We start from the raw sequence: 23,154 nt of genomic DNA, 5'->3' as shown, positions 1-23,154 counted from the left end.
GCGCTAAAATGTTCCGTATTTCGCAACGACGATAAAACTATGATAAAAATGCCTGAGAAAAAGCTAAAAGCTTATCTTCCTCAAAATGTTTGGCTGTAAATTGAATACTTAACGGCAAACCAGCTTCATTATTGCCCAAAGGCAAAGCAATAGCCGGATTTCCGCTCAATGATGGTAACACGGTAAAAATATCGGCCATGTACATGACCAGTGCATCCTGTAAATTATCGCCGATTTTAAAGGCTGCTGTTGGTGCCACAGGAGACAGGATTAAATCGTAATCCTGAAATAAATCATCCATTTTTTCCCTGATCAGGCGACGAACCTGTTGTGCTTTTTGGTAGTAAGCATCGTAATATCCGGCGCTTAAAACAAATGTACCTAAAAGGATACGGCGTTTTACTTCTTCACCAAAACCTTCGGCACGGGATAATTTATATAATTCGTTTAACGATTTTGCTTCGGTATTGCGGTGGCCATAGTGCACACCATCGTAACGCGAAAGGTTTGAAGAGGCTTCGGCCGTTGTTAAAATATAATAAGCCGGAACCAGGTAATCCAGCAGATCGAATGAAACATATTCAACGGTATGTCCATCTGCTTTTAGCTTTTCTATCGAAGCTAAAATGGCCGATTTAATCTCCGGATCAAGGGCATCGCTCTCAATCGTTTCTTTTAAAACCGCTATTTTTTGTTTTTGGTGTTCTTTTAAATGCGCAGGATAATCCGGAACGGCCAAAGGAGAAACAGTCGAATCGTGCTCATCGGCACCAGCCAGAACCTGCAAAAGTAAAGCTGCATCTTCTACCGATGAAGTAATCGGCCCCACCTGATCAAATGAAGAGGCATAAGCGATAACGCCATACCTCGAAATGCGGCCATAGGTTGGCTTTAAGCCAATCTGTCCGCAAAAAGCAGCTGGTTGCCTTACTGAGCCTCCTGTATCGGTACCGAGGGCCGCCAGACACATATCTGCCTGAACAGCTACTGCCGAGCCGCCGGAAGATCCACCGGGAACCAGCTCAGGATTTGCTGCATTTTTTACCGCTCCATAGTAAGAAGTTTCGTTAGAGCCGCCCATAGCAAACTCATCACAGTTTAAACGGCCGATAATGATGGCATCTTCCTGTAACAAACGTTCAACAACGGTTGATGAATATGGAGATACAAAACCTTCGAGCATTTTTGAAGAGGCGGTAACAATATGGTCTTTATAACAGATATTATCTTTAATGCCAATTACCATCCCTGCCAGTTTACCTGCAGTGCCTGCTTCTATTTTTTGCTGTATCGCTTTTGCCTGAACTTCGGCCGAATAAAAAAACACCTCGTTAAATGCATTGAGGTGTTCTTTATCTTTAATCTGCTTAAAATAATAAGCCAGTAAATCGGGTAAAGTTAATTGCTTTTGCGAAATGAGTGCCTGTATCTCTTTTAGAGCGCTGTATTTCTTCAAAACTAAAATTATTGCAATTAAACGGTTTTATCACGGTTAGATGGATCTACCTGATCTCCATCAACACCATCTTTTCCATCTTTAAATTCTTTAACACCTTTACCTAAACCTCTCATTAGTTCAGGGATTTTTTTACCACCAAATAATAACAAAACCACAACCGCGATAATGATAATTTCTGGTGTTCCAAGCATTGCTGCTATTGTTGTATTTAACATAACTTTTTTGTTTAAACTTTATGATTGTCTGCTACAATTTTTTCGTCAACCGGCGTGCCTGCTTCTGTATGAGCTGTACTTGCCGCTACCTTTTCATCAACAGGTGTTTCTTCTGCCGGGTGGTGACGCTGACTATGGTTTACCGCTGTTTCTTCCGCTTCTTCTTTATCTAAATCCATAGCATTAATATTCCTGTGGATTTCACGCTTTACTCCCTCAGATGCATCTTTAAACTCTCTGATCCCTTTTCCAAGTCCTCTTGCCAGCTCAGGCAGTTTTTTACCACCGAACAATAATAAGACTACCACTAAAATGAGCACGATCTCCGATCCACCCATGTTTAAAAACTCTAATAACGTGCCTTGATACATCACTAATATAATTTATACAAATATAAACATTTTAAAAACTATTCTATTTACTAATCCAGGCTTCAGGGTTTAAAGCCGACTGACCTCTCCTGATCTGGAATTTAAGGATAGCATCATCCCCGGTATTGGCCACTACGCCAATGGCCTGTTTGGTATCTACATCATTACCTACACTCACACTCACCGATCTTAAATTCTGGTAAACCGTAAAGTATTCACCATGGTTGATCAACACCACTGTTCTGCCCATAAACACCTGTACAGCAGCAACTTTACCAGCAAATACCGCCCTTACTGTTGCACCATCGCTGGTGGTAATATCTACCCCATCGTTGGTATATGTGGCCTGGTCTACCTTGTGCATGCCAAAACGTTCGGTGATGGTACCTGTAGCAACCGGCCAAGGTAACCTTCCCCTGTTGTTTTCGAAGCCGGCCGATAACCTTGCAGCTTCTGGTGTTGCGGTTAGCAACTCACCGGTCGATTTTGCTTTCGCCGTTGGCGCTGCTGGAGCTGCAGGAGCCGGTTTATTTTCTGCTTTGGCTTTTGCGGCAGCAATCCTCGCTTCTTCTGCTGCTTTTCTCCTGGCCTCTTCGGCAGCTTTTCTTCTGGCTTCTTCAATCGCCCTCTGGATAGCCGCACTAATGGCCCTATCTATCTGCGCCTGTTGTTTCTTTCGGGTATTGATATCCTGCTTAAACTGCTTTTCATCTTTACTCAACTTACTTAATACAACAGACTGCTCACTTTTATCTTTACCTAAACGCTCACGCTCACGCTCCTGCTCTTTTAACAGGTCGCTTTTTTCGCGAAGTGTTTTATCCAGCACTTTGATCTTCCCATTCAGGTCTTGCTGTGTGTTTTCGATGTAACCAGCCTGTTTTTTCCTGTACTGGCTAAACTGTTGTAAGTATTTGATCCTTTTATAGGCCTGATTAAAATCTTTCGAGGCGAAAATAAACATCATTTTATCGTACGAGTTCCTGTTCCGCTGTGCAAAACGAATCATGCCTGCATACTCTTTTTTAAGATCGCCCAGCTGACCTTGCAACGTATGTACGGTATTTGTGTTCTGAGAGATTTGGTTATCCAGATTTTTAATTTCAGAGTTGATTGTACCAATTTTATCCTGGCGCAACCTGATCTGGGCATTTATGGTGTTAATCTGCTGTAAGGTAAGCTTTTTACCACTGGCAGTTTTATTCAAATTCTTTTGAAGCTGTTCGATTTCACGTTGTATAGCTTCTTTTTTCCTTCTGAGCTGACTTTCAGTTTGTGCAACCGCCGAAAGGGTGAGCACGCTTAAAAAAAGGATAAATAGGAGTTTTTGTAGCTTCATTAAGCCAAAAGTATAAAAATTTTATAGTAAAAAGTATTAAAATCGAGATACTAAAGTCATAATTACTTATTACAGAACCGTCTTCACCTAATCTTCACATAAAACAAAGTTTGCCAAAGGTAAGCTGCTTAAGGAGCAGTTAACCCTGGCAAACCATTAATGATCATGATTAAATGTAACTCTGAAGCTAGTTTACAACCTTAAACCTCTTTGGTACAGTAAACGGAAAATCAACCGGAACATTGCCATCAATTTTTACATACTGTAAATCGATATTTATTTTTTTCGCTTTAGAGAGCGTGTTGATTTGTAAAGCACCTGGGAATAAAGATTCGTTTAGTTTTTGATAATCGGCATAAGTAACTTTTAATGCCTGACCGTTTTTACTATCGTTCAGATTGGTTTCAGCAACTTTAAAAAGCTTATTGAAAAGCAGTTTGTAATCCAGTTCGGCTTTGCTGCCCGAAACTACCCAAACACCATTTTCCTGTTTAACATCTGATTGCTGGGTTAAAAATTCGCCCATGGCATTACCTGTTAAAATAGACTGTAAAGTATTAAAATTAACCTGTTTATTGGTGAAATTATAAACATAACTGAAAGGCTTTTTCAGATATTCACTTTTCAGGCGGTTCATAATCTTGATGCTATCGGGTGTAATCAGGGCACGGGCAACTTCTGCCATTCCGCCCAATGCAGTAATGCTTACCCAAATGGTTTCCTTGTCTTTCATTTTGAAATTCATGGTTACATCATTGGCATTGCCGCTGATATCCAAAGTTGCCTTGGCTTTTAAAGATAAGGTATTAAATTTAAGCTGTTTACTATTTAACAGCGTTAAGGTTTCTGCTTTAGAATTATCGGTTCTGGTTTCCGTTTTAGTAGGCGGAGCCACCACAATTTCTTTTTTAGGCTTACAGGCCGAAACAAAAACTACCGCTCCCAACAGGAACACGCTATTTAAAATACTTCTTTTCATTTATCTTTTTAATTAATACTTCTGATCCGTTTCCGGCCTCTTTTGCTTTTTGCCACTGGATAACTGCCTGATCCTTTTCACCTTTCATAAAAAGAATATCTCCATAGCGTTCCAGATAAACACCATTTTTATCGCTATTGTTTTGCAGCGCTTTTTCGATCCATGTTTTTGCCAGATCGTATTTTTGCTGTTTAAACAGGATAAAGGCATAAGTATCAATCACAGAGGGATTATTTAGCATTCCATTGGCCGCAGTTTCTGCATATTTTGCCGCTTTTGTTAAATCATCATTCTTTAACGCTAAATAATAGGCATAATTATTCATGATGAGGTAATTATCGGGCTCTATTGAAATGGCTTTTTCGAAAGCGGTTTTTGCTGCCGAAAAATTATTCTGATTAATAAAAATGTCACCCTGTAAGGCATAAATCTGCGCCTGCAAACTCTTGTTTTCTACATCCAGCTGCAGCGAAGTTTTTAAATTGCCAAGCGCAGGCTCATATTTACCTGTTTTATATAAAGCATAGGCCATATAATAATATAAACTGGCCTGGTTGGGATAAATGGTTAAAGCTTCATCACCCACTTTTACTGCATCATCGTAATGACCCAATAAGGTTTGAATATTGATAACCTGCTCCCAAACCACATAAACCTGTTCGTTGAGTTTTAAAGCAGCCTGATATTGAGCCAATGCCTCTTTCAGGTTGTTTTGCTGATATAGCACATCGCCATAGAGCGCTAAGGCCTTTGCATCATTTGGATTTTTTTCTGCAACCAGTTTGCTCAGCTCGGTTACGTTTTTAGCCACAATGGGCTGGCTCAGTTTCGGGAATAAGGCTACTATGATTTTAACTTTTTCTGTTAAAGGCATTTCAGCACTTTCAAAAGCCAGTTTTAGCGAAGCAAAAGCAGCTTCATCGTTTTTCTGCCTGCGGTAAATATCGGCCAGGGCAAGGTTGACTTCAAAATTATCGGGTTCTAATTTTTGCGCTTTAACCAGTACTTTTAATGCTTCGGGATCATTTCCTTTTTGTAAAAGCAGACCAGCAGCATATAAATAATTTTTTACATCGGCCTGGTTGCCCTCCAGTAATTTAACAATATCACTTTCGGTGGCGCTTCCATTTGCCTGAAACCGTTTTCTGGCATTTGTTAAATCTCTTGAATCGCCAAATTTAACCTGTATCTCATCATAGGTTTTTTTAGCGGCATCTAACTGGTTGGCTAAAAACTGTGCATTGGCCTTATCGAAATAATAGGCATCATTTTCAGGGTCAATGCGGATCAGCTGATTAAAAACTTCAATCAGCTCGGGCATTTTGTTATTGCGTTTGTACACTTCGCCAAGCAAGCGCCAATACCATAAATTATCGGCATTTAATTTAATGGCCTGTTTTATATTCTGCTCTGCTTCGGTGAGTTTATCTAAACGGAGATTGGCATTGGCCAGCTCGAAATACGCAGCGTGATTATTGGGATCTAAACCAACAATTTTATTGAAATTGGTAGAGGCAACCACATAATTTTCGGACATTTTCTCTCGCAGGCCGGCAAAAAACAATTGTTTTACCACATTGCTGTCGCGATTGGTAGCTGGCATAACCGTTCCCTGCCCAAATGTTTGGGTACATATAAAACCTAACACAAGAAAAATAGTCCCTCTAGCCATAATTATAATTTTGAATGAGTGAATTTTGAATGAATGAATTTTGAATGAGTGAATTGGCAAAGTGCAAAATCAAGTCTAAATAATTCAATTATGTATATCTAATCACTAATTCTATCTTTCGATCCTTAAACTTTTCCCGTATGCCCGTAACCACCCTCTCCACGTGCCGTTTCTCCCAGTTCAGTAACAGGCTGCCAGCTTACGGTTTCGTGTTTGGCCACTACCATTTGGGCAATCCTGTCGCCATTAACAATTTTAAAATCTGTATCTGATAAATTTACCAATAAAACTTTTATTTCGCCACGGTAATCGGCATCAATTGTGCCTGGTGAATTTACAATACTGATGCCGTGTTTATAAGCCAGTCCGCTCCTTGGCCTGATCTGCGCTTCGTAACCAATTGGCAGTTCGATAAACAGGCCTGTTGGCACCAATAAGCGCTGCAAAGGTTTCAGTATTATTTCTTCTGTTGTGGCAGCGCGAAGATCCATCCCGGCTGCATGCGCAGTTTCGTATTGCGGAAGCGGATGTTCTGATGTATTGATAATTTTTATTTCCATTTTATAGCTGGATGTTTAGGTTGATGGATCATAGTTTATTTAGTCCATAGTTTAAAGGCCGTGGACTATAAATTTTAACCCTTTTTCAGCATTTTCATCACATTATTCTTCTCAAAATAGAAAATACCTAGCAGAAATAACACTAAAATACCGTTTCCGATGTAAATATTGCGTTTAAAAACCCAAAATGATAAGTACACCATTACTATTGAGACCACTATGTATAAACTCATGGCTTTAAGCTTATAAGGTATAGGGTAATGTTTTTGTCCCAATAAATAAGAAATCACCATAATGATAAAATACGCAAACATTGATACCCATGCCGAACCCATATAGCTGAATTTAGGAATGAGCAGAATGTTCATAATAATGGTAAAAACTGCTCCTACCAACGAAATGTACAGACCATACCTGGTTTGATCGGATAAACGGTACCAAACGGATAAATTCATGTAAATACCTAAACAAACGTACCCGAATAATAAAAAAGGCACGGCATTTAACCCCACCCAATACCTCGAATTAATAAAATATTTAATGATCTCTATATTAGCTGTTAAACCCACAAAAAGGATGGATAAAGCGAGTACAAAATAATATAAGATGTTGGCATAGGTTTGCTTTGCATTTGCATTTTTAGCATGACTAAAGAAAAATGGTTCGGCGCCTAATCTAAAAGCCGTATTAAAAATACTAATAAAAATGGCCAGTTTGCACACGGCCCCATAAATACCTACGTCGTGATTGGCGATACTTTCTGGCAGGTATTTTCCCAATAAAATTTTGTCTAAATTTTCGTTGATAATAAAAGATAAATTAGCAACTAAAACCGGCCAGCTGTAGCCCAGCATATTATTGAACAAGTTTTTATTGAATTTAAACTGGATTTCTAAAAACTGGGGGATAAGCATCAGCAGGGTAACTATACTGGCAATTAAATTGGCTACAAACACATAACCCACCCAACGGCCTTTATACCAGGAAGTAAACCATCCGCTTAATATATCATGTTTGATGAGGAATGGAATAACGTAAATAAAAACCAGATTTAAACCTACAAAAGTGCCAATATTGAGAAATTTGATCAGGCTGTATTTAAATGGCTTTCCATCGGCCCGTAATTTGGCGAATGGGATTACACTAATGGCATCTACAAATAAAATCCACGCAAAATAATGTACATAAGATTTTTGGTCGGCCAATTCTGCAATGTTACCATCTAAGGTGTACCTGGCCAGGTAATCTGAAAAAATTAATGCGGTGATTAAAAACAGGGTTGATATAAAAGCAATTACCAAAAAGCTGTTATTGTACACTTCCTGCTTCCGATCTTCATGTTTATTTAAGTACCTGAAAAAAGTGGTTTCCATCCCAAAAGCCAAAATTGGATTGATGATGGATACATAACTGAACATTTTGGTAAAAACACCATAAACACCAGGAGCAAAAACACCCGTGTAAACCGGCGTTAAAATAAAGTTGAACAACCGCGAAAAAATGGTACTGATACCATAAATCATGGTTTGCCCAAGAAATTTTTTATATACAGACATTTAGTATTGAGATTTGAGCATTGCGTATTGAGATAAGCTCCCTGGGGGAACAGTATAGCAATCCAACAATTCAGCAATTTATTTTCTTAAAACTTCAAAATTACGATAGTTTTTTACTTCGCCATCGCTTACTGTTACATTTTCTACACGCGAGCGGTCGGGACCTTCGTGGCACCAGTTCACAAATTCTTCGAGGAAAATTTCTTCGCCTTCTGCTTCGATGTAAACCGACCCGTCTTTTTCGTTCCTTACAAAACCGTTTACCATCATCTGGTTGGCAATAATTTTGGTAGTTTCCCTAAAACCAACGCCCTGCACTTTGCCAGTTATAATTATATTAAGATGTTTCATTTATTGTGATAAGGTTGAAATGTTTTAATGTTGCAAAGTTAATAATCCAATCGTTTACCGATTTGTTTATAAGTTTAATTCGTGGAATAAACTGTTAAATCTTTGTAATCCGGATTTATATTCAAGCCAGATTTCATCTAGAATGGCTTTTGCAGGTTTAATTTCTTTGAGTAATGCCGAAACCTGTCCGATTTCGAGCTCACCGTTTTCCATATCTCCCTCAAACATCCCTAATTTTGCCCTTGCCCTGCCTAAAAGTTCCATTAAGCGGTTTCGATCTGCTCCTTCAGCTTCAGCTATTGAAACAGCGTCAGCAAATTCATTTTTCAATAACCTTACCGGAACGAGCTTTTTCATGGCCAGTTTGGTATCTCCTTCTACTGCAGAAATAATTTTATTCTTAAAAGCCGAATGGGCTGATGATTCTTCGGCAACTGCAAAGGCAGAACCGATCTGAACGGCATCGGCACCTAAAGCAAAAGCAGCTAACATGGCTTTACCACTGCCAATACCTCCGGCAGCAATCACGGGAATTTGCACTGTTTCTTTAATCATCGGGATTAAACATAGGGTAGTGGTTTCCTCCCTACCGTTATGTCCGCCGGCTTCGAAACCTTCTGCAACAATGGCATCTACGCCCGCTTCTTGTGCCTTTAATGCAAATTTTGTATTCGCTATCACATGAACAACGGTAATTCCTTTTTCTTTTAAGGTGCCGGTCCAGGTAGCGGGATTACCAGCTGAAGAAAAAACAATCTTTACGCCTTCTTCAATCACTACCTCAATGATTTCCTGAATATTTGGATAAAGTAACGGAATGTTTACTCCAAAAGGTTGATCAGTAGCTGATTTACACTTTTGGATGTGCGTTCTTAAAACTTCGGGATACATAGAGCCTGCACCGATAATCCCCAAACCACCGGCATTAGAAACTGCCGAGGCCAACTTCCAGCCGCTACACCAAACCATTCCGGCCTGGATAATGGGATATTGAATATTTAAGAGTTTACAGATTGGGTTCATAAAAATTTTTTAGTGATGGTACGTGGTGACATGTACCATTGCGGTTTAAAGTATTATGGGGTTGGCAATATTTGTTGGTTTTCCGTTGATATAATTGATGATGTTTTCGAATGCTTTACTAAAATACAATTCATAACTGTTCTTTTCTACATAGCCAAGATGCGGTGTGCAAACCACGTTCGGCATATTGAGCAGTTCGAAACCGGTATCGTAAACGGGCTCATTTTCATAAACATCTATGCCGGCAAAACCCGGCCGGCCTGCTTTTAAAGCTTTAATCAGGCCTCCTTCTTCTATTAGTTCTGCACGGGAAGTATTAATCAAAACCGAAGAGGTTTTCATTACATTTAAATCTTCCTGCTTTACAATACCAGTGGTATCTTTGTTTAAGCGTAGGTGAAGGGAAACCACATCGGCAGTTTTAAAAAAATCTGTTTTACTTTGTGCCGCTTCAAATCCATCATTTACCGCATTTAATCTGGATTGCTCACTGCCCCACACCAAAACCTTTGCCCCGAAAGCTTTTGCATAACCGGCAATTAGTTTCCCGATTTTTCCATAACCCCAAATCCCGATTGTTTTTCCGCTCACACTTTCACCGATATTCGTTTGCCACTTACCTTTTTTCATTCCTTCAATTGCATTCGGTACCTGTCTTAAAACATTCATTAACAAAATCCAGGTTAATTCTGCCGGAGCGATTGGAGAGCCTACCCCTTCGGCAACCGCCACTTTATATTTCGTGCAGGCATTTAAATCAAGGTGATTTGAAATTTTCCCTGTTTGACTGATCAGCTTTAGGTTAGGCAATTTAGAAAGCAGATCATCAGTAATCGCTGTCCGCTCCCTGATCAAAACCAGGGCTTCTGCATCTTTTATTTTTTCGGCCAAAAGATTCGGATCTTTCTCAGTTTCATTAAAAATGATAACCTGGTGATTCTTTAATAAACTATAACATGCTAGTTTTTTCACTGCATCCTGGTAATCATCTAATATGGCTATTTTCATCTTTTTGGGGTGTTAGATTAACTTTTTAACCAGATCACTTTCAATTATAAAATCAGCCGATAGCTGGATCAGATTTAATCCTGGTTTTTTACCAGTTTCTATTGTTCCCAAATGATCGTCGAGTGCTAAAAATTCGGCACCGTTTATAGTTGCCCAACTCAAAAGCGCTTCGAAGTCTACTTGTTTATGTTTTTGCAAGGTGATCATTTCCGACAGGATATTAAGCTGATGGTTACTCGCCAAACTATCGGTACCCAAGGTGATTTTCACTTTTTCACCTATCAGGAGATCAACGTCGGGCAAAGTGTTTTCAATATAAAGATTAGCCTGTGGACAAAGGCACCAATATAAATTCTGATTGTGTGCTTTTGCAAATTCGACATCAGTTTTGTTTGAAACGGTATTGTGCACCAATAAAGTTTTTTGCTCCTTAATATAAGGTAACCAGCTTTGTAATGATGTTTTTCGTGTAGGCTCGAAAAAAGAGATATCCAGTCCTAAAAATTTGTATAAGTCTAAAAATCCTCCTGTTTTATTTTCGAAAAAAGCATTTTCATTGTCCGTTTCCTGATTATGCACACTGATAAAAGCATTATCTTTTCCAGCTTGAGCCCTGATTAATTCAAATAATTCGGGAGATACAGTATAGGGTGCGTGTGGAACGATAGATGCCGGCAGCGGTTCAAAATCCTGTTTAATGCCTTTAACATGATCCATTATTGCGCCAGCTCTTTCAGGGTTAAAACCCAATGCCTCTATAAAGGTATGGTAATGGATTTTACTTTTTTGTTTAACTGCTTTGGAAGAAACCTGGTTTGAAATATCGCCAACAGCCACAATGCCGCTTTCTAACATCTTTTGATCCGCATTGTACATGGCTCCCAAAATCTGCTCTCCGTCGGCCTGCCTGTTTGTAATAATGCTGCGCACAAATTCGACCAATCCGGTGCGTTCGGGAATTTGCCCCTGCATGTGCGAAAGTTCCAAATGGCAATGGGTATTAATAAAGCCAGGAACGATAGCGCCTTTGTATTTTATGATGTCAAGACTATGGTTTGCAATCTCTTCTTCAGTTAAGATTCCTGCAATTTCACCATCCGGACGTACAGACACCGCCCCATTTTTAACCGGAGCCGAAACAACAGGAAAAATCCAATCGGCTGAAAAGTATTTTAGCATGTTGCAAATTAGCGGAATAAGAGGAGCTAAAAAAATATTTTTCTAAGCCTGGGTTGTTTTTGAAAATGAAATGATTTTAGGATTTTTTCTAAATAAACTAGAAAAGCGGGAGAGAAAAAGAGCCTCCTATCGGAATCGAACCAATGACCTACTGATTACAAGTCAGTTGCTCTACCAGCTGAGCTAAGGAGGCTTTTAATCGGGCTGCAATGATAGAAAAAAATCTTCTTTTTTCAAAAATTGAAATTTATTTTTTTTGCATTATCTGATGTTTCTATCTGATAGTTATGTAATCTCAGAATGCAGCTATTTCATCTTTACCTGAAAATTGCCCTCCCGGTCGTATGGTAACATCCAACTGCATGCTACAGATTAAGAAACTTCTGTTAGAAATAACTGCAAAACTTGTAGTCATTCACCACAAAGTGTGGAGAAATTCCACAACTTTAAAACTTTGGCACAACAATAAATTACTGAAAATCAATTATTTAAATAAAAATATTCGTTTGGCACCATTATGAAACATTAGCAAGTATTGTTACACAAATAAATTTTAAAATATATACCATGAAAAAATTCGTTTTAGCAGCTACAGTATTAGCATTCGCAGGATTCTCAGCAGTACAGGCAAGTGAAGTAAAAGATTTTAAAACTACTGCAATTGTTGCAGTTCAAGATAGTGCAGTGAAAACTCCGGTTAAACTGGAAGAATTACCTGAGCCAGTAACTACCGCATTAAAATCTGATGCATATAAAGGCTGGACCGCTACAGAAGCGTGGTCGGTTAAAGAAGGTACTAAAGAGTATTATTTAATCAACGTAAAAAAAGAAGCTGAAACCGGTTCAGTAAAAATCGATAAAGACGGTAAACCCGTTCAATAATCAACATAAAAAATTAGCGCTCCTTAATTAACAAGTATTTAAACAGTAACGAAAGTTACCAATCATATTAAAACAGAATATCATGAAAAAGATCATTTTAGCCGCTACATTAGCATTCGCAGGATTTACAGCAGTACAAGCAAGTGAAGTAAATACAATCAAAAACGCAGCAATTATCGCAGTTCAGGATAGTGCAGTAAAAACTCCGGTTAAACTAGAAGAGCTTCCTGCTCCGGTAACCACCGCATTAAAATCTGATGCATATAAAGGATGGACCGCTACTGAAGCCTGGTCGGTTAAAGAAGGTACCAAAGAGTATTATTTAATCAACGTTAAAAAAGAAGCTGAAACCGGTTCGGTGAAAATCGACAAAGACGGTAAACCAGTTCAATAATCTCAAATAAATACGCCATAAAGGCATAATCAACATAAGCGCGGCCTTCGGGCTGCGCATAAACTAAAAAAGAAACAAGATGAAAAAATTAATTTTATCAGCTGCGTTCTTAGCTTTTGCAGGATTCTCAGCAGTACAGGCAAGTGAAGTAAATACAATTAAAAACGCTGCAATTGTTACAGTTCAGGATAGTGCAGTGAAAACTCCGGTTAAACTCGAAGAATTACCTGAGCCGGTAACAACAGCATTAAAATCTGATGCTTATAAAGGCTGGACCGCTACTGAAGCATGGTCTGTTAAAGAAAGAACAAAGGAATACTACTTAATCAATGTTAAAAAAGAAGCAGAAACTGGTTCGGTTAAAATTGATAAAGACGGTAAACCCGTACAATAAAAACCCAAATATTACATCTACCTATTACAAAAGAAAGCCGGATTATGTCCGGCTTTTCTTATTTTTGTTACATGGCGAGAATCCTGATTCTAGAAGACGATACAACATTTGCTCAATTACTTGAAGGTTTTTTAACAAAAAACGGTCATGAGGTTACCCTTGTAACCCATGTAAAGCAATCTTTTAAACAAGTGGAGAGCAGCGAATTCGACTTACTGTTAATCGATTACCGGCTGCCTGATGGAACTGGTTTCGAAGTGCTTACTCACCTCCGCGATTTGGGCCTTTCTATCCCGGTTATCATCATGACAAGTTTTAATGATGTACGCACGGCTGTTAAATCAATCCAGTTAGGTGCTTTCGATTACATTACCAAACCGGTTAACCCTGACGAATTACTGATGGTAATTAAAAATTCTTTGGCTAAAAAGGATTTAAAAAGCATTACTCCAAAAGAAACAAACAGCGATTTTATTAAAGGCAAAAGTGCAATTGCCGATAAGTTATATGGACACATCAACCTGGTTGCACCTACCGATATGTCGGTAATTATACAGGGAGAAAGTGGAACGGGGAAAGAATTTGCCGCCAGAACTTTGCATCAGCAGAGCAAACGTGCAGATAAACCTTTTGTAGCCATTGATTGTGGCGCTTTATCAAAAGATTTAGCCGCCAGCGAACTATTCGGCCATGTTAAGGGTGCTTTTACCGGTGCTTTGAATGATAAAAAAGGTCAGTTTGAAGCAGCCAACGGTGGAACACTGTTTCTGGATGAAGTGGGTAACCTGAGTTACGAAGTACAGATTAAACTCCTCAGGGCTTTGCAGGAAAGGGTAATACAGCCTTTGGGCAGTACTAAACAGATTCCTGTAAATGTTCGCATTATCACGGCTACAAATGATGACCTGGCCAATAGCATGCAACAAGGCGAATTTAGGGAAGATTTATACCACCGCTTAAATGAATTTAAAATCCAGCTTCCACCATTGCGCGATAGAGGTGGAGATTTGGAGCTATTTATTAACCATTTTATCCAGTTATCAAACCGCGATCTGGAACGGAATGTTAAAAGTGTATCTGCAGAAGCAAAAGCATTACTGTTAAGTTACGATTGGCCTGGCAATTTGCGCGAACTGAGTAATGTGATTAAACGTATGGTGTTATTGAGCCCTGGTGATGTTGCCCAGATTGAAGCGTTGCCAGATGAAATGATGATTTCTGTTCAGCACCAATCGGCCCCGGGAAATTCTTCCGACCTGAAAGCGGTAAACGAACAGAACGAAAAAACATTGATTACCGAAACTTTGATCAAAGTAAGGCACAATAAATCAAAAGCTGCTAAAATTTTAAATATCGACCGCAAAACGCTTTATGCAAAAATGGAGCGCTATGGGATTGAATAATTATTCTGCATTTGCATAATCCATTTGCTCAATAAAAGCAATCAGGCTATCCAATTTTTTAATTTGTTCCAAAACCTCAGCCTTAGTTTTATCCGTTAAACCTTTTTCAGCAATTTCTATTTCCAAAGTGCGGAATGCATTTGCCAGGGTTTTAGAACCCATCTGTGCGGTACGTCCGGCTAAGCGATGAACCAATAACCTGCTTTTTTCCTGATCATTTTCTACTAAATATTTTTTCAGTTCTGCAGCATCATCAATAGAATCCTGTTTAAAACGGTTCAGGATTTTTTCAAGCATCTGCTGATCCCCAAAAGTCATTTTTTCGATAGATGAAAAATCAAATTCGGGCTGTTCGGCTAATATTTCTGTTTTATCAAAAATCGAAAGGATATCCACTGCCCTGAACGGTTTCATAATCAGCCCGTCAAAACCCTCACTCAAAACCATTTCACGTTCTTCTGGCAAAACCTGTGCGGTAATAGCATAGAATTTTACATGCTGCGGCAGTTTCTTTTTTAATAAATGGCAAAGTTCGAAACCGGTCATTTCAGGCATCCGCATATCAACCAGAACGTATTTTAAATCTGTATCGGGTTCGGTGTGTAGAATGTCGGCAACCTGGGTAAAACTTCTGAAAGGAATCTTGTTCTTCTGAAAAATCATTCCACATAAGTCCAGAATCAGTTTATCATCGTCAATTACCCATACGGTACCAGGATTAATAATGGCATAATGTTCCAAATCCAATGCATCATTTACCCTTTCAGTTGTATTTTCATATTTCATGTAAATATTAAAAGTGGTTCCGATGCCAGGCTTACTTTTCACGTAAATCCGGCCACCTTGTGTTTCGATCAATGATTTAACAATAGGTAAGCCTAAACCTGTACCGGTCTGATTGATGATATATTTTTCAGGAGATTCGATCTGTTCAAATTCATTAAATATTTTAGGAATATCTTTTTCTTCGAAACCAATCCCTGTATCTTTTATCGTAAAATGAAAATGCAGATCATCTCCCTGCCTTTTGTAAGAAACAGATAAACCGATTTCGCCTTTCAGCGTAAATTTAACGGCGTTACCCAATAAATTAAATAAGATCTGCCTGAGTCTAAAAGCATCGCCCTTTACAAATTCGAGGTTAGCCAGATCGAGGGCTACATTTAACTGAAGGGATTTTTGTTCAGCCAAAGGCCTCATAACCGAAACCACTTCATCTAAAGCTTTTCTGATGTTAAACACCTGGTTATTGAAACTAAATTCACCCGAGATAATCCGGTTGTAATCCAATACTTCGTTTACAATTTGTAATAAATGGATGGAAGATTGATAAATGGCATCCACATCCTTTTTATTGGGCACATCCTGCTGGGTAATCAATTCGGCATAACCTAAAATAGATTGCAATGGTGTTCTGATTTCGTGACTCATGTTAGAAAGGAAACGCTGTTTTGCTTTGCCATGATATTCAGCTTCATCTTTAGCCAGCTCCAAGGCCTTTCTGTATCTATTGCTTTTGGTGATATCTGCCAGGATCAGGTAAAGCAGGATTACCGTCAACAAAAAGAAAATGATAATAATGGTGGTGATCTGCGTAATTCCATCGTTAACCACTTCTTTCGCCTGGATGCCATTTAAATCTACCTGTGCTACGGCTTCGCCTTCTACCTCACGCAAAATTTGCAGCATTTTAGCCGTTAAAGCATTACTGGCGCTTGATAAATCGGCTTCGCGTTTTAAAAACTTCTGGCTTTTCTGACGTTGTTCGAGTTCTATATTTTTTAATGAACCCGTCATGCTTTTCATGATGCTGTCTTCAGCTTTTGCATTTAAGGTATCGCGTTTAACTTTAAACTCTTCGTTAATGATTTTGTAAACGTCAGATTTTTTCTTTCCAAAAAGTTTACTCAGAAAACCACGCGATTTTTGTTCTTCCTCTGGTGCTACCGTGGTGGTTGAGGTGGTGGTTTCGGTAGTTAACACAGCGCTATCGGTTTGCCTTGCCCTTGTAGCCACCAGCTCATTTAGTTTTTGAACTTCATCAGAGAACGATTTGGTATTTACCAGTGTTTCGCGCACTTTAAGGTAATTTACAAACTGTTTATCGCGGTCTGAGAGTAAATTTTTAATTGATTTGATCCTGGCCAACTGGGCAGAATCGCCACGGTATAGTTTCCGTAAAGTATCCAGGCTGGATCTTAATTTACGCGATTCTTTAAGAAAACTATAGGTACCCTGTTTATTAAAGGCTTCATCGCGCTGCAATTGGTCTAGCCTTGCAATTTTATGCGAAAGATCATTAACGATCCTTAAACGGTCGTTCGGTGCTGAAATTTCTTCAACGGTATTGAGCATCCGTGTAAAAGCAAACTTGCTGATGCCCCATGCCAATAGCAGCGCAAAACAGGCAAATAAGAAACCTATAATTACTTTACTTTTTATTGCCCGGAAGAAACGCTTTTGAATAACAGCCGCCATTTAATTCAGATTATATCTTAAACCATTATAATAACGGCTTATCGTTTAGAAATGATATCTGTTTATCGTTTACAAATAACGTACCACAAGAAAATTGGTTAAAAAGCTTTAATTTTATCAAGCCTAAAAAAACCAGACATGAACCGTATCGACCGACTTTTCGGAATTTTAACTTTACTCCAATCCAAAAAGTATATTACTGCAGAAAAAATTGCAGAAAGGTTTAATATGAGTGTACGTACGGTTTACCGCGATGTTAAAGCGCTTTGCGAGCAGGGCATACCGGTAAGTTTTGAGCAACATAAAGGCTATTATCTTGTTCAGGGCTATTTTTTGCCGCCGGTTTCTTTTAATATGGATGAAGCCAATGCATTGTTACTGGTAGAAAGTTTGGTAAATGGTTTTGCCGATAACTCCATCCGAACGCATTACTCCTCTGCACTAACCAAGGTAAAAGCAGTATTAAAAACAAGCCAGAAAGAAAAACTGGAGACTTTAAACCAGCATATTAAATTACAGATTCCTGAAAGATTAAGTTTTAACTTCGAATACCTGTCGCTTATTCAGCACGCCATTGCCGAAAAACACCTCATCGAACTCGATTATAAAAATAATAAGGGAGAGGCAAGTAAGAGAGAGGTTGAGCCTATCGGTTTAATTTTCTACGCTTTTAGCTGGCATTTAATTGCCTGGTGCCATTACCGGAACCAGTACCGTGATTTTAACCTCACGCGGATTGTTTGTCTAAAAAATCTGGGCGTCCCTTTCAGGAAAACGCAACATATGCCATTAAGCGATTACATGCATCTGCTGCCGGTAAATTATTAATTCCTCATTTCGATTGACTATTTTTCTTTAATAAACTACCGTCATCTCGACTGGAACGCAGTGGAATGGAGAGATCTACCTCGAGATAGATTTCTCGGCTGCGTTGCACTCCGCTCGAAATGACGACCTATTACCAATTATTTTTTTACACTGCCATAGGGTTGTCAGTAGCCTGTATTTTCTTTGTGTAAACCAACATCAAAAATCATGAGCATAGCTGATTTATTACTTATGGAATTACACACAGTAGAAAAAACAAAACAGAAAAATATGGACATTATTAAATTATTATTGAAAGAGTATGAAGCCGAATTTAATACTACAAAAAAATTCCTGGCACTGGTACCCGCTGATAAATTCGACTGGGCACCACATGAAAAAAGCATGAAAATGAAATCGCTTACTGTCCACATTGCTGATTTGCCCCGCTGGGTTACATTGGCTTTAACTACCGATGGACTGGATTTTGAAACGGCTCCTTACACAGAACCTTCAGTAGAAAGTGCTGATGACCTGGTTAAAATTTTAGAGGAAAATTACGTACAAGGCAAGGCAGATTTAGAAAAAGCCACCGAAGAAAATTTAAACGGTCGCTGGGTACTGAGCATGGGTAAACAAGTGCTTGCCGATTATTCTAAATATGAAACCATCCGCCACTCGCTTAGCCAAACCAGCCACCACCGTGCGCAATTGGGTGTATATTTAAGGTTATTGGATATTCCAATCCCGGGAAGTTATGGCCCAAGTGCTGATGATCAGAGTTTTTAGCTTGTTATTTTTTTTAAAATGAACCATTGAAAACCTGGTACGTTTCAATGGTTCATTCGAAATGACGGTCGGATTACAAGCTCCTTTCATAATTTATCTGCTCTTTGCTACTTTTAGCGATGAAAAAAATATTCGCGATTTCTGGCAGCACAAAAGCTTCATCAACCAACGGACTTTACCTTTCGGCAATTAGCCAGCTTTTAGGGGCAGCTTATGAGGTAACAATTTTTCCGTCTATTGCAGATATTCCACATTTCAATCCTGATTTAGATATGGAAAATCCACCACAAAGCATTCAGGATCTTCGCTTAAATATCCTGCAGGCTGATGGCGTTATCATTTCTACACCAGAATATGCGATGGGTTTACCAGGCTCGCTAAAAAACCTGCTTGATTGGACCGTGAGTTCAGCATCTTTTTCTGGTAAGCCCGTATTAGCCATCGTGGCTTCAACACAAGGAGAAAAAGCCTGTCAATCTATTATCGATATTTTAACCGTTCTTGAGGCCAGGGTATCTCCTCAGCTCATTCCGTTCGCAAAAGCCCGGATTAATAATGACGCTATTGTAACAGATCACGAAACTTTAGCCAGCCTTAAAAATACCATTGATGCATTTGTTGCCGGCATAGAGAATGGATAACACAATTTATTTCCGTAAAATTGCAGGATGAACAATAACTCTGCAACCCGTTTAAATAAATTCATCAGCGAAAGTGGATTATGTTCACGCCGTGAAGCAGACCGTTATATCGAAAAGGGCACAGTTTTCATCAATGGAAAAAGAGCAAAGGTAGGCGATCAGGTTTTTGCAGGCGATAAAGTGATGGTAAATGGTCACAACATCGAGCCGAAAGAAGAAAGCAATTTTATTCTCCTGGCGTTTAATAAACCCGTTGGCATTACGAGTACAACTGAGGCCAGTGTGCGCGATAATATTGTTGATTATGTGAACCATAGTGAGAGAATATTCCCAATCGGCCGTCTGGACAAAGATTCGTCAGGCCTTATTTTCCTCACCAATAACGGTGATATTGTAAACAAAATTTTAAGGGCAGGGAATAAACACGAAAAAGAATATGTGGTTACCGTTAATAAACCCATTACCGAAGATTTCATTTTCGAAATGAGTAATGGCGTGCCAATTTTGGGTGTAAATACACGAAAATGCAAGGTTCGCCAGATCAGCACATTTGTTTTCAATATTATTTTAATTCAGGGTTTAAACAGGCAGATCCGTAGAATGTGCGAATATTTTGATTATGAAGTAACCAAACTCGAGCGTACGCGGATTATGAATATAAACCTTAAAGGTATCCCTACGGGAGAATTCAGGGAGCTTACCGAAGACGAGATGAAAGCCATTACCAAAAGTGTCGAAAACTCATCATCTGAGGCTAAACCCAAAACTAAAAGCGCTGCCAGGAAAAAAACAAATGCCTGGGAGGAAATCCCAGAACTGAGAGAAGAACAGCCTAAAAAAGCATTCAAACCAAAACCATCAGGTCAAAAATCTCCGGGTAAAAAATCAGGTGGTCATTCAGGTCCAAAATCTGCTGCTAAAAGTAATTCTGGCAACAGAAATTCGAAACCAGCAAAAGGTAAGTCAAACACAAGAGGCAGAGGAAGATAAGCCAACCAATTGTAAAATTACATGCTGATTAGTAGCCTTTTAGCTTTAGTCTTTCAGCTTAACGGCTTTTTAAGTACCTTTGCAACAAATGGCAACAGCAAAGAAAACCGATATCCGTGCACTAGATCTTCCCCAATTGCAACAACACCTTGTAGCGATGCAACAGCCTGCATTTAGGGCCAAGCAGATTTACCAGTGGCTTTGGGAAAAATCGGCTACGAGTTTCGAGCAAATGAGTAATCTATCTAAAGATCTTCGTAAAGCTTTGGATGAATCGTTTGCCATTAATGCGGTTCAGGTGAACAATTCACAGTTCAGTAACGACCATACCATCAAAAATACTTTCCGGTTAGCCGATGGCAACATTGTTGAAGGGGTTTTAATCCCTCTTGAAGACCGAATGACGGCTTGTGTGAGTTCTCAGGTAGGCTGTAGTTTAACCTGTAAATTCTGTGCAACGGGATACATGGACCGCAAGCGTAATTTAAACGCTGATGAGATTTACGACCAGGTTGTACTGATCGATAAACAGGCGAAACTGAATTACAATAATCCACTTACCAATATCGTGTATATGGGTATGGGAGAGCCGTTATTGAATTATGCCAACGTATTAAAGTCTATCGAGCGTATCACTGCTCCTGATGGCTTAAATATGAGCTATAAACGTATTACCGTATCTACCGCAGGCATAGCGAAAATGATCAAAAAACTGGGCGATGATGGTGCTAAATTTAATCTTGCCCTATCGCTTCATGCTGCCAACGATGAAAAGCGTAATGAGATCATGCCTATTAATGAGGCCAACTCATTAAAAGCACTGGCAGATGCGCTTAAATACTATTTCGCCAAAACCAAAAATCCGGTAACCTACGAATACATTGTTTTCAACCATTTTAACGATGAGATTTCGGATGCAATGGATTTAGCCAAATTCTGTAAACATATTCCTTGTAAAGTAAACCTGATCGAATATAATCCAATTTCTTTTGCTGATTTTACTAATGCTGAAGGAGATAAGATTGATGCTTTTTCAAATTACCTAAAAAGTCAGGGAATTAATACCAACATCCGCCGTAGCCGTGGTAAAGATATCGATGCCGCCTGTGGGCAGTTAGCTGTTAAAGAAGAGGCGAACGCTTAAATATTCTCCTGTTTTTATTCTTAACCGTATTTCTTCAAATATTTTTTTGGAGCGCAGGTTTCTGTGCATATAGTTTAGGTTCCGTCCTGCTGTACGCTTAATCCTTTTGGGAAATATTTCTAACATAAGCAATCATCTTTGCCCAAAAGGGATACCGCTCCCATCAGGGCTATATAACCAGGGATAGAGGTATGATGAAAGATGTAAAATGGATGACGGAAGATGGAAAAGGGTCGATGGAAAATTGCCTCTACAGAAATCAACGCTATCTGCGGGAACAACCTTTAACCTATCTCAACTCCTTAATGGTGAGAAATACTTTAGGTTCCTTTTATCATTAAGAAGTTAAGGCCATTAAGAAAAGGGAGCTTAACTTATCTCAACGCTTCAATTGGAACATGTAAAATGGATAACTGAATTGCCTCCGCGGAAATCAGCATCACCTCCGGGAACAAATAATATGATGGAAGATGGGAAATGTAAGATGGATGATGTGGAACTGAAGCCTAAACCCTATACCCTAAAAACTATAATTAAATTGCCATAGACCCGGAAAACTTTTAAGATTTAGCACAATCGGATTTATCCAGGTAGCTATCGGGAGAGAAGTCAATTACAAACCCCTTTAAAACAAGAAAACCCTTTAACATTTCTGTTAAAGGGTTTCTCTTAAGATTTGGCACCGGCCGGGTGCTCCCATCCCGGAGTTCCGGGACAGTACCATCGGTTCTGGTGGGCTTAACTTCTCTCAACTCCTTAATGGAGAGAAGTCAATTACAAACCCCTGTAAACGAAGAAAACCCTTTAACGTTTCTGTTAAAGGGTTTCTTTTAAGATTTGGCACCGACTGGGGCTCCCATCCCGGAGTTCCGGGACAGTACCATCGGCCCTGGTGGGCTTAACTTCTCTCAACTCTTTAATGGTGAGAAATCAATTACAAACCCCTTTAAACGAAGAAAACCCTTTAACGTTTCTGTTAAAGGGTTTCTTTTAAGATTTGGCACCGACTGGGGCTCCCATCCCGGAGTTCCGGGACAGTACCATCGGTTCTGGTGGGCTTAACTTCTCTCAACTCCTTAATGGTGAGAAGTCTATTACAAACCCCTGTAAACGAAGAAAACCCTTTAACGTTTCTGTTAAAGGGTTTCTTTTAAGATTTGGCACCGACCTACTCTCCCACGTGTTACCGCAGTACCATCGGCTCTGGTGGGCTTAACTTCTCTGTTCGGAATGGGAAGAGGTGGACACCACCGATATAGGCACCTAAATGTTTTTAATTAAGGTTTAGGGTTTAAAGGTGTGGGGTATAAGGTATTCACCTTACGCCTTAAGCCTTTTATCTTAAGCCTTAAATGACATATTATTGAAAGAAGTTAGTTTGAAGAACAAACAACAGTCTGTTTGCTTTGAAAGCTTCGGATGATTAGTACTACTCGACTGTGCTGTCACCAGCTTTACATCTGTAGCCTATCAACGTAGTAGTCTGCTACGGTCCTATATGGAATTCTCATCTCGTGGCT

The 23,154-nt window shown here is 39.2% G+C and carries 22 protein-coding genes, 1 tRNA gene and 2 rRNA genes; 9 read left to right on the top strand and 16 right to left on the bottom strand.

Translation table 11 applies throughout. The features are described 5' to 3' along the window. Positions 1 to 37 precede the first annotated feature (37 nt). From gatA to ACTJKC_RS16395, 13 genes are all read right to left on the bottom strand, one after another. A complete protein-coding gene (gatA, locus tag ACTJKC_RS16455; protein ID WP_440793596.1) occupies positions 38 to 1,456 on the bottom strand; it encodes an Asp-tRNA(Asn)/Glu-tRNA(Gln) amidotransferase subunit GatA in 1,419 nt (472 codons plus the stop codon). 17 nt (positions 1,457 to 1,473) lie between these two features. Beyond that, a complete protein-coding gene (locus ACTJKC_RS16450) occupies positions 1,474 to 1,674 on the bottom strand; it encodes a Sec-independent protein translocase subunit TatA/TatB (protein WP_029986031.1) in 201 nt (66 codons plus the stop codon). A gap of 11 nt (positions 1,675 to 1,685) precedes the next feature. Further along, positions 1,686 to 2,045, bottom strand: coding sequence for a Sec-independent protein translocase subunit TatA/TatB (locus ACTJKC_RS16445; RefSeq protein ID WP_440793593.1), 360 nt, complete (start codon positions 2,043 to 2,045; stop codon positions 1,686 to 1,688). A gap of 43 nt (positions 2,046 to 2,088) precedes the next feature. After that, positions 2,089 to 3,384, bottom strand: coding sequence for a murein hydrolase activator EnvC family protein (locus ACTJKC_RS16440; RefSeq protein WP_440793591.1), 1,296 nt, complete (start codon positions 3,382 to 3,384; stop codon positions 2,089 to 2,091). Between the two features lie 187 nt (positions 3,385 to 3,571). Then, positions 3,572 to 4,363, bottom strand: a complete 792-nt coding sequence (locus tag ACTJKC_RS16435; protein WP_440793589.1) for a DUF4292 domain-containing protein — start codon at positions 4,361 to 4,363, stop codon at positions 3,572 to 3,574. Next, on the bottom strand, positions 4,341 to 6,035 hold the full coding sequence (locus ACTJKC_RS16430) for a tetratricopeptide repeat protein (RefSeq protein WP_440793587.1): 1,695 nt from the start codon (positions 6,033 to 6,035) through the stop codon (positions 4,341 to 4,343). The genes ACTJKC_RS16435 and ACTJKC_RS16430 overlap by 23 nt, the downstream gene beginning before the upstream one ends. 125 nt (positions 6,036 to 6,160) lie before the next feature. Then, positions 6,161 to 6,595, bottom strand: a complete 435-nt coding sequence (gene dut, locus ACTJKC_RS16425) for a dUTP diphosphatase (RefSeq protein ID WP_344853951.1) — start codon at positions 6,593 to 6,595, stop codon at positions 6,161 to 6,163. Positions 6,596 to 6,669: 74 nt separating this feature from the next. Then, positions 6,670 to 8,151 (bottom strand): lipopolysaccharide biosynthesis protein, encoded by a 1,482-nt coding sequence (locus tag ACTJKC_RS16420; RefSeq protein ID WP_440793584.1) that lies wholly within the window; start codon positions 8,149 to 8,151, stop codon positions 6,670 to 6,672. Positions 8,152 to 8,229: 78 nt separating this feature from the next. Continuing rightward, positions 8,230 to 8,502, bottom strand: a complete 273-nt coding sequence (locus ACTJKC_RS16415) for an acylphosphatase (protein ID WP_344853953.1) — start codon at positions 8,500 to 8,502, stop codon at positions 8,230 to 8,232. Between the two features lie 66 nt (positions 8,503 to 8,568). Next, complete coding sequence (locus ACTJKC_RS16410) at positions 8,569 to 9,525, bottom strand: NAD(P)H-dependent flavin oxidoreductase (RefSeq protein ID WP_440793582.1); 957 nt, start codon at positions 9,523 to 9,525, stop codon at positions 8,569 to 8,571. A 45-nt stretch (positions 9,526 to 9,570) separates the two neighbouring features. Continuing rightward, complete coding sequence (locus ACTJKC_RS16405) at positions 9,571 to 10,533, bottom strand: D-2-hydroxyacid dehydrogenase family protein (protein WP_440793580.1); 963 nt, start codon at positions 10,531 to 10,533, stop codon at positions 9,571 to 9,573. 12 nt (positions 10,534 to 10,545) lie between these two features. Continuing rightward, a complete protein-coding gene (locus tag ACTJKC_RS16400; RefSeq protein ID WP_440793578.1) occupies positions 10,546 to 11,712 on the bottom strand; it encodes an amidohydrolase family protein in 1,167 nt (388 codons plus the stop codon). A gap of 120 nt (positions 11,713 to 11,832) precedes the next feature. Next, positions 11,833 to 11,905: transfer RNA gene (locus ACTJKC_RS16395), tRNA-Thr, on the bottom strand. Between the two features lie 374 nt (positions 11,906 to 12,279). Here ACTJKC_RS16395 and ACTJKC_RS16390 point away from each other — a divergent pair. From ACTJKC_RS16390 to ACTJKC_RS16375, 4 genes are all read left to right on the top strand, one after another. Further along, positions 12,280 to 12,594: a GDYXXLXY domain-containing protein gene (locus tag ACTJKC_RS16390; RefSeq protein WP_147224473.1), complete on the top strand. Its 315-nt coding sequence runs from the start codon at positions 12,280 to 12,282 to the stop codon at positions 12,592 to 12,594. A gap of 82 nt (positions 12,595 to 12,676) precedes the next feature. Continuing rightward, on the top strand, positions 12,677 to 12,988 hold the full coding sequence (locus tag ACTJKC_RS16385; protein ID WP_344853958.1) for a hypothetical protein: 312 nt from the start codon (positions 12,677 to 12,679) through the stop codon (positions 12,986 to 12,988). A 79-nt stretch (positions 12,989 to 13,067) separates the two neighbouring features. After that, positions 13,068 to 13,382, top strand: a complete 315-nt coding sequence (locus tag ACTJKC_RS16380) for a hypothetical protein (RefSeq protein ID WP_440793575.1) — start codon at positions 13,068 to 13,070, stop codon at positions 13,380 to 13,382. A 71-nt stretch (positions 13,383 to 13,453) separates the two neighbouring features. Then, entirely contained in the window at positions 13,454 to 14,785 is a 1,332-nt protein-coding gene (locus ACTJKC_RS16375; protein WP_440793573.1) for a sigma-54-dependent transcriptional regulator, read from the top strand. On the opposite strand, the gene ACTJKC_RS16370 is transcribed toward ACTJKC_RS16375, so the two are convergent. Beyond that, positions 14,786 to 17,263, bottom strand: a complete 2,478-nt coding sequence (locus tag ACTJKC_RS16370) for an ATP-binding protein (RefSeq protein ID WP_440793571.1) — start codon at positions 17,261 to 17,263, stop codon at positions 14,786 to 14,788. Positions 17,264 to 17,401: 138 nt separating this feature from the next. Here ACTJKC_RS16370 and ACTJKC_RS16365 point away from each other — a divergent pair, with 138 nt between their 5' ends. From ACTJKC_RS16365 to rlmN, 5 genes are all read left to right on the top strand, one after another. Continuing rightward, positions 17,402 to 18,091, top strand: a complete 690-nt coding sequence (locus ACTJKC_RS16365) for a helix-turn-helix transcriptional regulator (protein WP_344853961.1) — start codon at positions 17,402 to 17,404, stop codon at positions 18,089 to 18,091. A 231-nt stretch (positions 18,092 to 18,322) separates the two neighbouring features. Further along, a complete protein-coding gene (locus ACTJKC_RS16360; RefSeq protein ID WP_440793569.1) occupies positions 18,323 to 18,859 on the top strand; it encodes a DinB family protein in 537 nt (178 codons plus the stop codon). A 119-nt stretch (positions 18,860 to 18,978) separates the two neighbouring features. Then, a complete protein-coding gene (locus tag ACTJKC_RS16355) occupies positions 18,979 to 19,500 on the top strand; it encodes an NADPH-dependent FMN reductase (protein ID WP_440793567.1) in 522 nt (173 codons plus the stop codon). A gap of 27 nt (positions 19,501 to 19,527) precedes the next feature. Continuing rightward, positions 19,528 to 20,490, top strand: coding sequence for a 23S rRNA pseudouridine(2604) synthase RluF (gene rluF, locus ACTJKC_RS16350; RefSeq protein ID WP_440793566.1), 963 nt, complete (start codon positions 19,528 to 19,530; stop codon positions 20,488 to 20,490). 88 nt (positions 20,491 to 20,578) lie between these two features. After that, entirely contained in the window at positions 20,579 to 21,634 is a 1,056-nt protein-coding gene (gene rlmN / locus ACTJKC_RS16345; RefSeq protein ID WP_344853967.1) for a 23S rRNA (adenine(2503)-C(2))-methyltransferase RlmN, read from the top strand. A gap of 1,155 nt (positions 21,635 to 22,789) precedes the next feature. Here the strand turns inward: rlmN and rrf are convergent. Together rrf and ACTJKC_RS16335 are read right to left on the bottom strand one after the other, a co-directional pair. After that, positions 22,790 to 22,901: ribosomal RNA gene (gene rrf / locus ACTJKC_RS16340) — 5S ribosomal RNA — on the bottom strand. A 136-nt stretch (positions 22,902 to 23,037) separates the two neighbouring features. Continuing rightward, a 23S ribosomal RNA gene (locus ACTJKC_RS16335) occupies positions 23,038 to 23,154 on the bottom strand; the annotation flags it as partial.

Origin of the sequence: Pedobacter sp. 22226 (genome assembly GCF_052045455.1) — a bacterium.
Lineage (GTDB): Bacteria > Bacteroidota > Bacteroidia > Sphingobacteriales > Sphingobacteriaceae > Pedobacter > Pedobacter jeongneungensis.
Note: the sequence above shows the minus strand (reverse complement) of the source record. Positions and strands in the feature narration are given on the sequence as shown.

What these genes read in the sequence shown, in the direction of transcription:
- dut (WP_344853951.1), bottom strand. Translation starts at nt 6,595, where the DNA reads ATGGAAATAAAAATTATCAATACATCAGAACATCCGCTTCCGCAATAC.
- ACTJKC_RS16400 (WP_440793578.1), bottom strand. Translation starts at nt 11,712, where the DNA reads ATGCTAAAATACTTTTCAGCCGATTGGATTTTTCCTGTTGTTTCGGCT.
- ACTJKC_RS16415 (WP_344853953.1), bottom strand. Translation starts at nt 8,502, where the DNA reads ATGAAACATCTTAATATAATTATAACTGGCAAAGTGCAGGGCGTTGGT.
- ACTJKC_RS16380 (WP_440793575.1), top strand. Translation starts at nt 13,068, where the DNA reads ATGAAAAAATTAATTTTATCAGCTGCGTTCTTAGCTTTTGCAGGATTC.
- ACTJKC_RS16385 (WP_344853958.1), top strand. Translation starts at nt 12,677, where the DNA reads ATGAAAAAGATCATTTTAGCCGCTACATTAGCATTCGCAGGATTTACA.
- rluF (WP_440793566.1), top strand. Translation starts at nt 19,528, where the DNA reads ATGAACAATAACTCTGCAACCCGTTTAAATAAATTCATCAGCGAAAGT.
- ACTJKC_RS16355 (WP_440793567.1), top strand. Translation starts at nt 18,979, where the DNA reads ATGAAAAAAATATTCGCGATTTCTGGCAGCACAAAAGCTTCATCAACC.
- ACTJKC_RS16405 (WP_440793580.1), bottom strand. Translation starts at nt 10,533, where the DNA reads ATGAAAATAGCCATATTAGATGATTACCAGGATGCAGTGAAAAAACTA.
- ACTJKC_RS16375 (WP_440793573.1), top strand. Translation starts at nt 13,454, where the DNA reads ATGGCGAGAATCCTGATTCTAGAAGACGATACAACATTTGCTCAATTA.
- ACTJKC_RS16370 (WP_440793571.1), bottom strand. Translation starts at nt 17,263, where the DNA reads ATGGCGGCTGTTATTCAAAAGCGTTTCTTCCGGGCAATAAAAAGTAAA.
- ACTJKC_RS16410 (WP_440793582.1), bottom strand. Translation starts at nt 9,525, where the DNA reads ATGAACCCAATCTGTAAACTCTTAAATATTCAATATCCCATTATCCAG.
- ACTJKC_RS16390 (WP_147224473.1), top strand. Translation starts at nt 12,280, where the DNA reads ATGAAAAAATTCGTTTTAGCAGCTACAGTATTAGCATTCGCAGGATTC.
- ACTJKC_RS16435 (WP_440793589.1), bottom strand. Translation starts at nt 4,363, where the DNA reads ATGAAAAGAAGTATTTTAAATAGCGTGTTCCTGTTGGGAGCGGTAGTT.
- ACTJKC_RS16430 (WP_440793587.1), bottom strand. Translation starts at nt 6,035, where the DNA reads ATGGCTAGAGGGACTATTTTTCTTGTGTTAGGTTTTATATGTACCCAA.
- ACTJKC_RS16360 (WP_440793569.1), top strand. Translation starts at nt 18,323, where the DNA reads ATGGAATTACACACAGTAGAAAAAACAAAACAGAAAAATATGGACATT.
- ACTJKC_RS16440 (WP_440793591.1), bottom strand. Translation starts at nt 3,384, where the DNA reads ATGAAGCTACAAAAACTCCTATTTATCCTTTTTTTAAGCGTGCTCACC.
- ACTJKC_RS16365 (WP_344853961.1), top strand. Translation starts at nt 17,402, where the DNA reads ATGAACCGTATCGACCGACTTTTCGGAATTTTAACTTTACTCCAATCC.
- ACTJKC_RS16420 (WP_440793584.1), bottom strand. Translation starts at nt 8,151, where the DNA reads ATGTCTGTATATAAAAAATTTCTTGGGCAAACCATGATTTATGGTATC.
- rlmN (WP_344853967.1), top strand. Translation starts at nt 20,579, where the DNA reads ATGGCAACAGCAAAGAAAACCGATATCCGTGCACTAGATCTTCCCCAA.
- ACTJKC_RS16445 (WP_440793593.1), bottom strand. Translation starts at nt 2,045, where the DNA reads ATGTATCAAGGCACGTTATTAGAGTTTTTAAACATGGGTGGATCGGAG.
- ACTJKC_RS16450 (WP_029986031.1), bottom strand. Translation starts at nt 1,674, where the DNA reads ATGTTAAATACAACAATAGCAGCAATGCTTGGAACACCAGAAATTATC.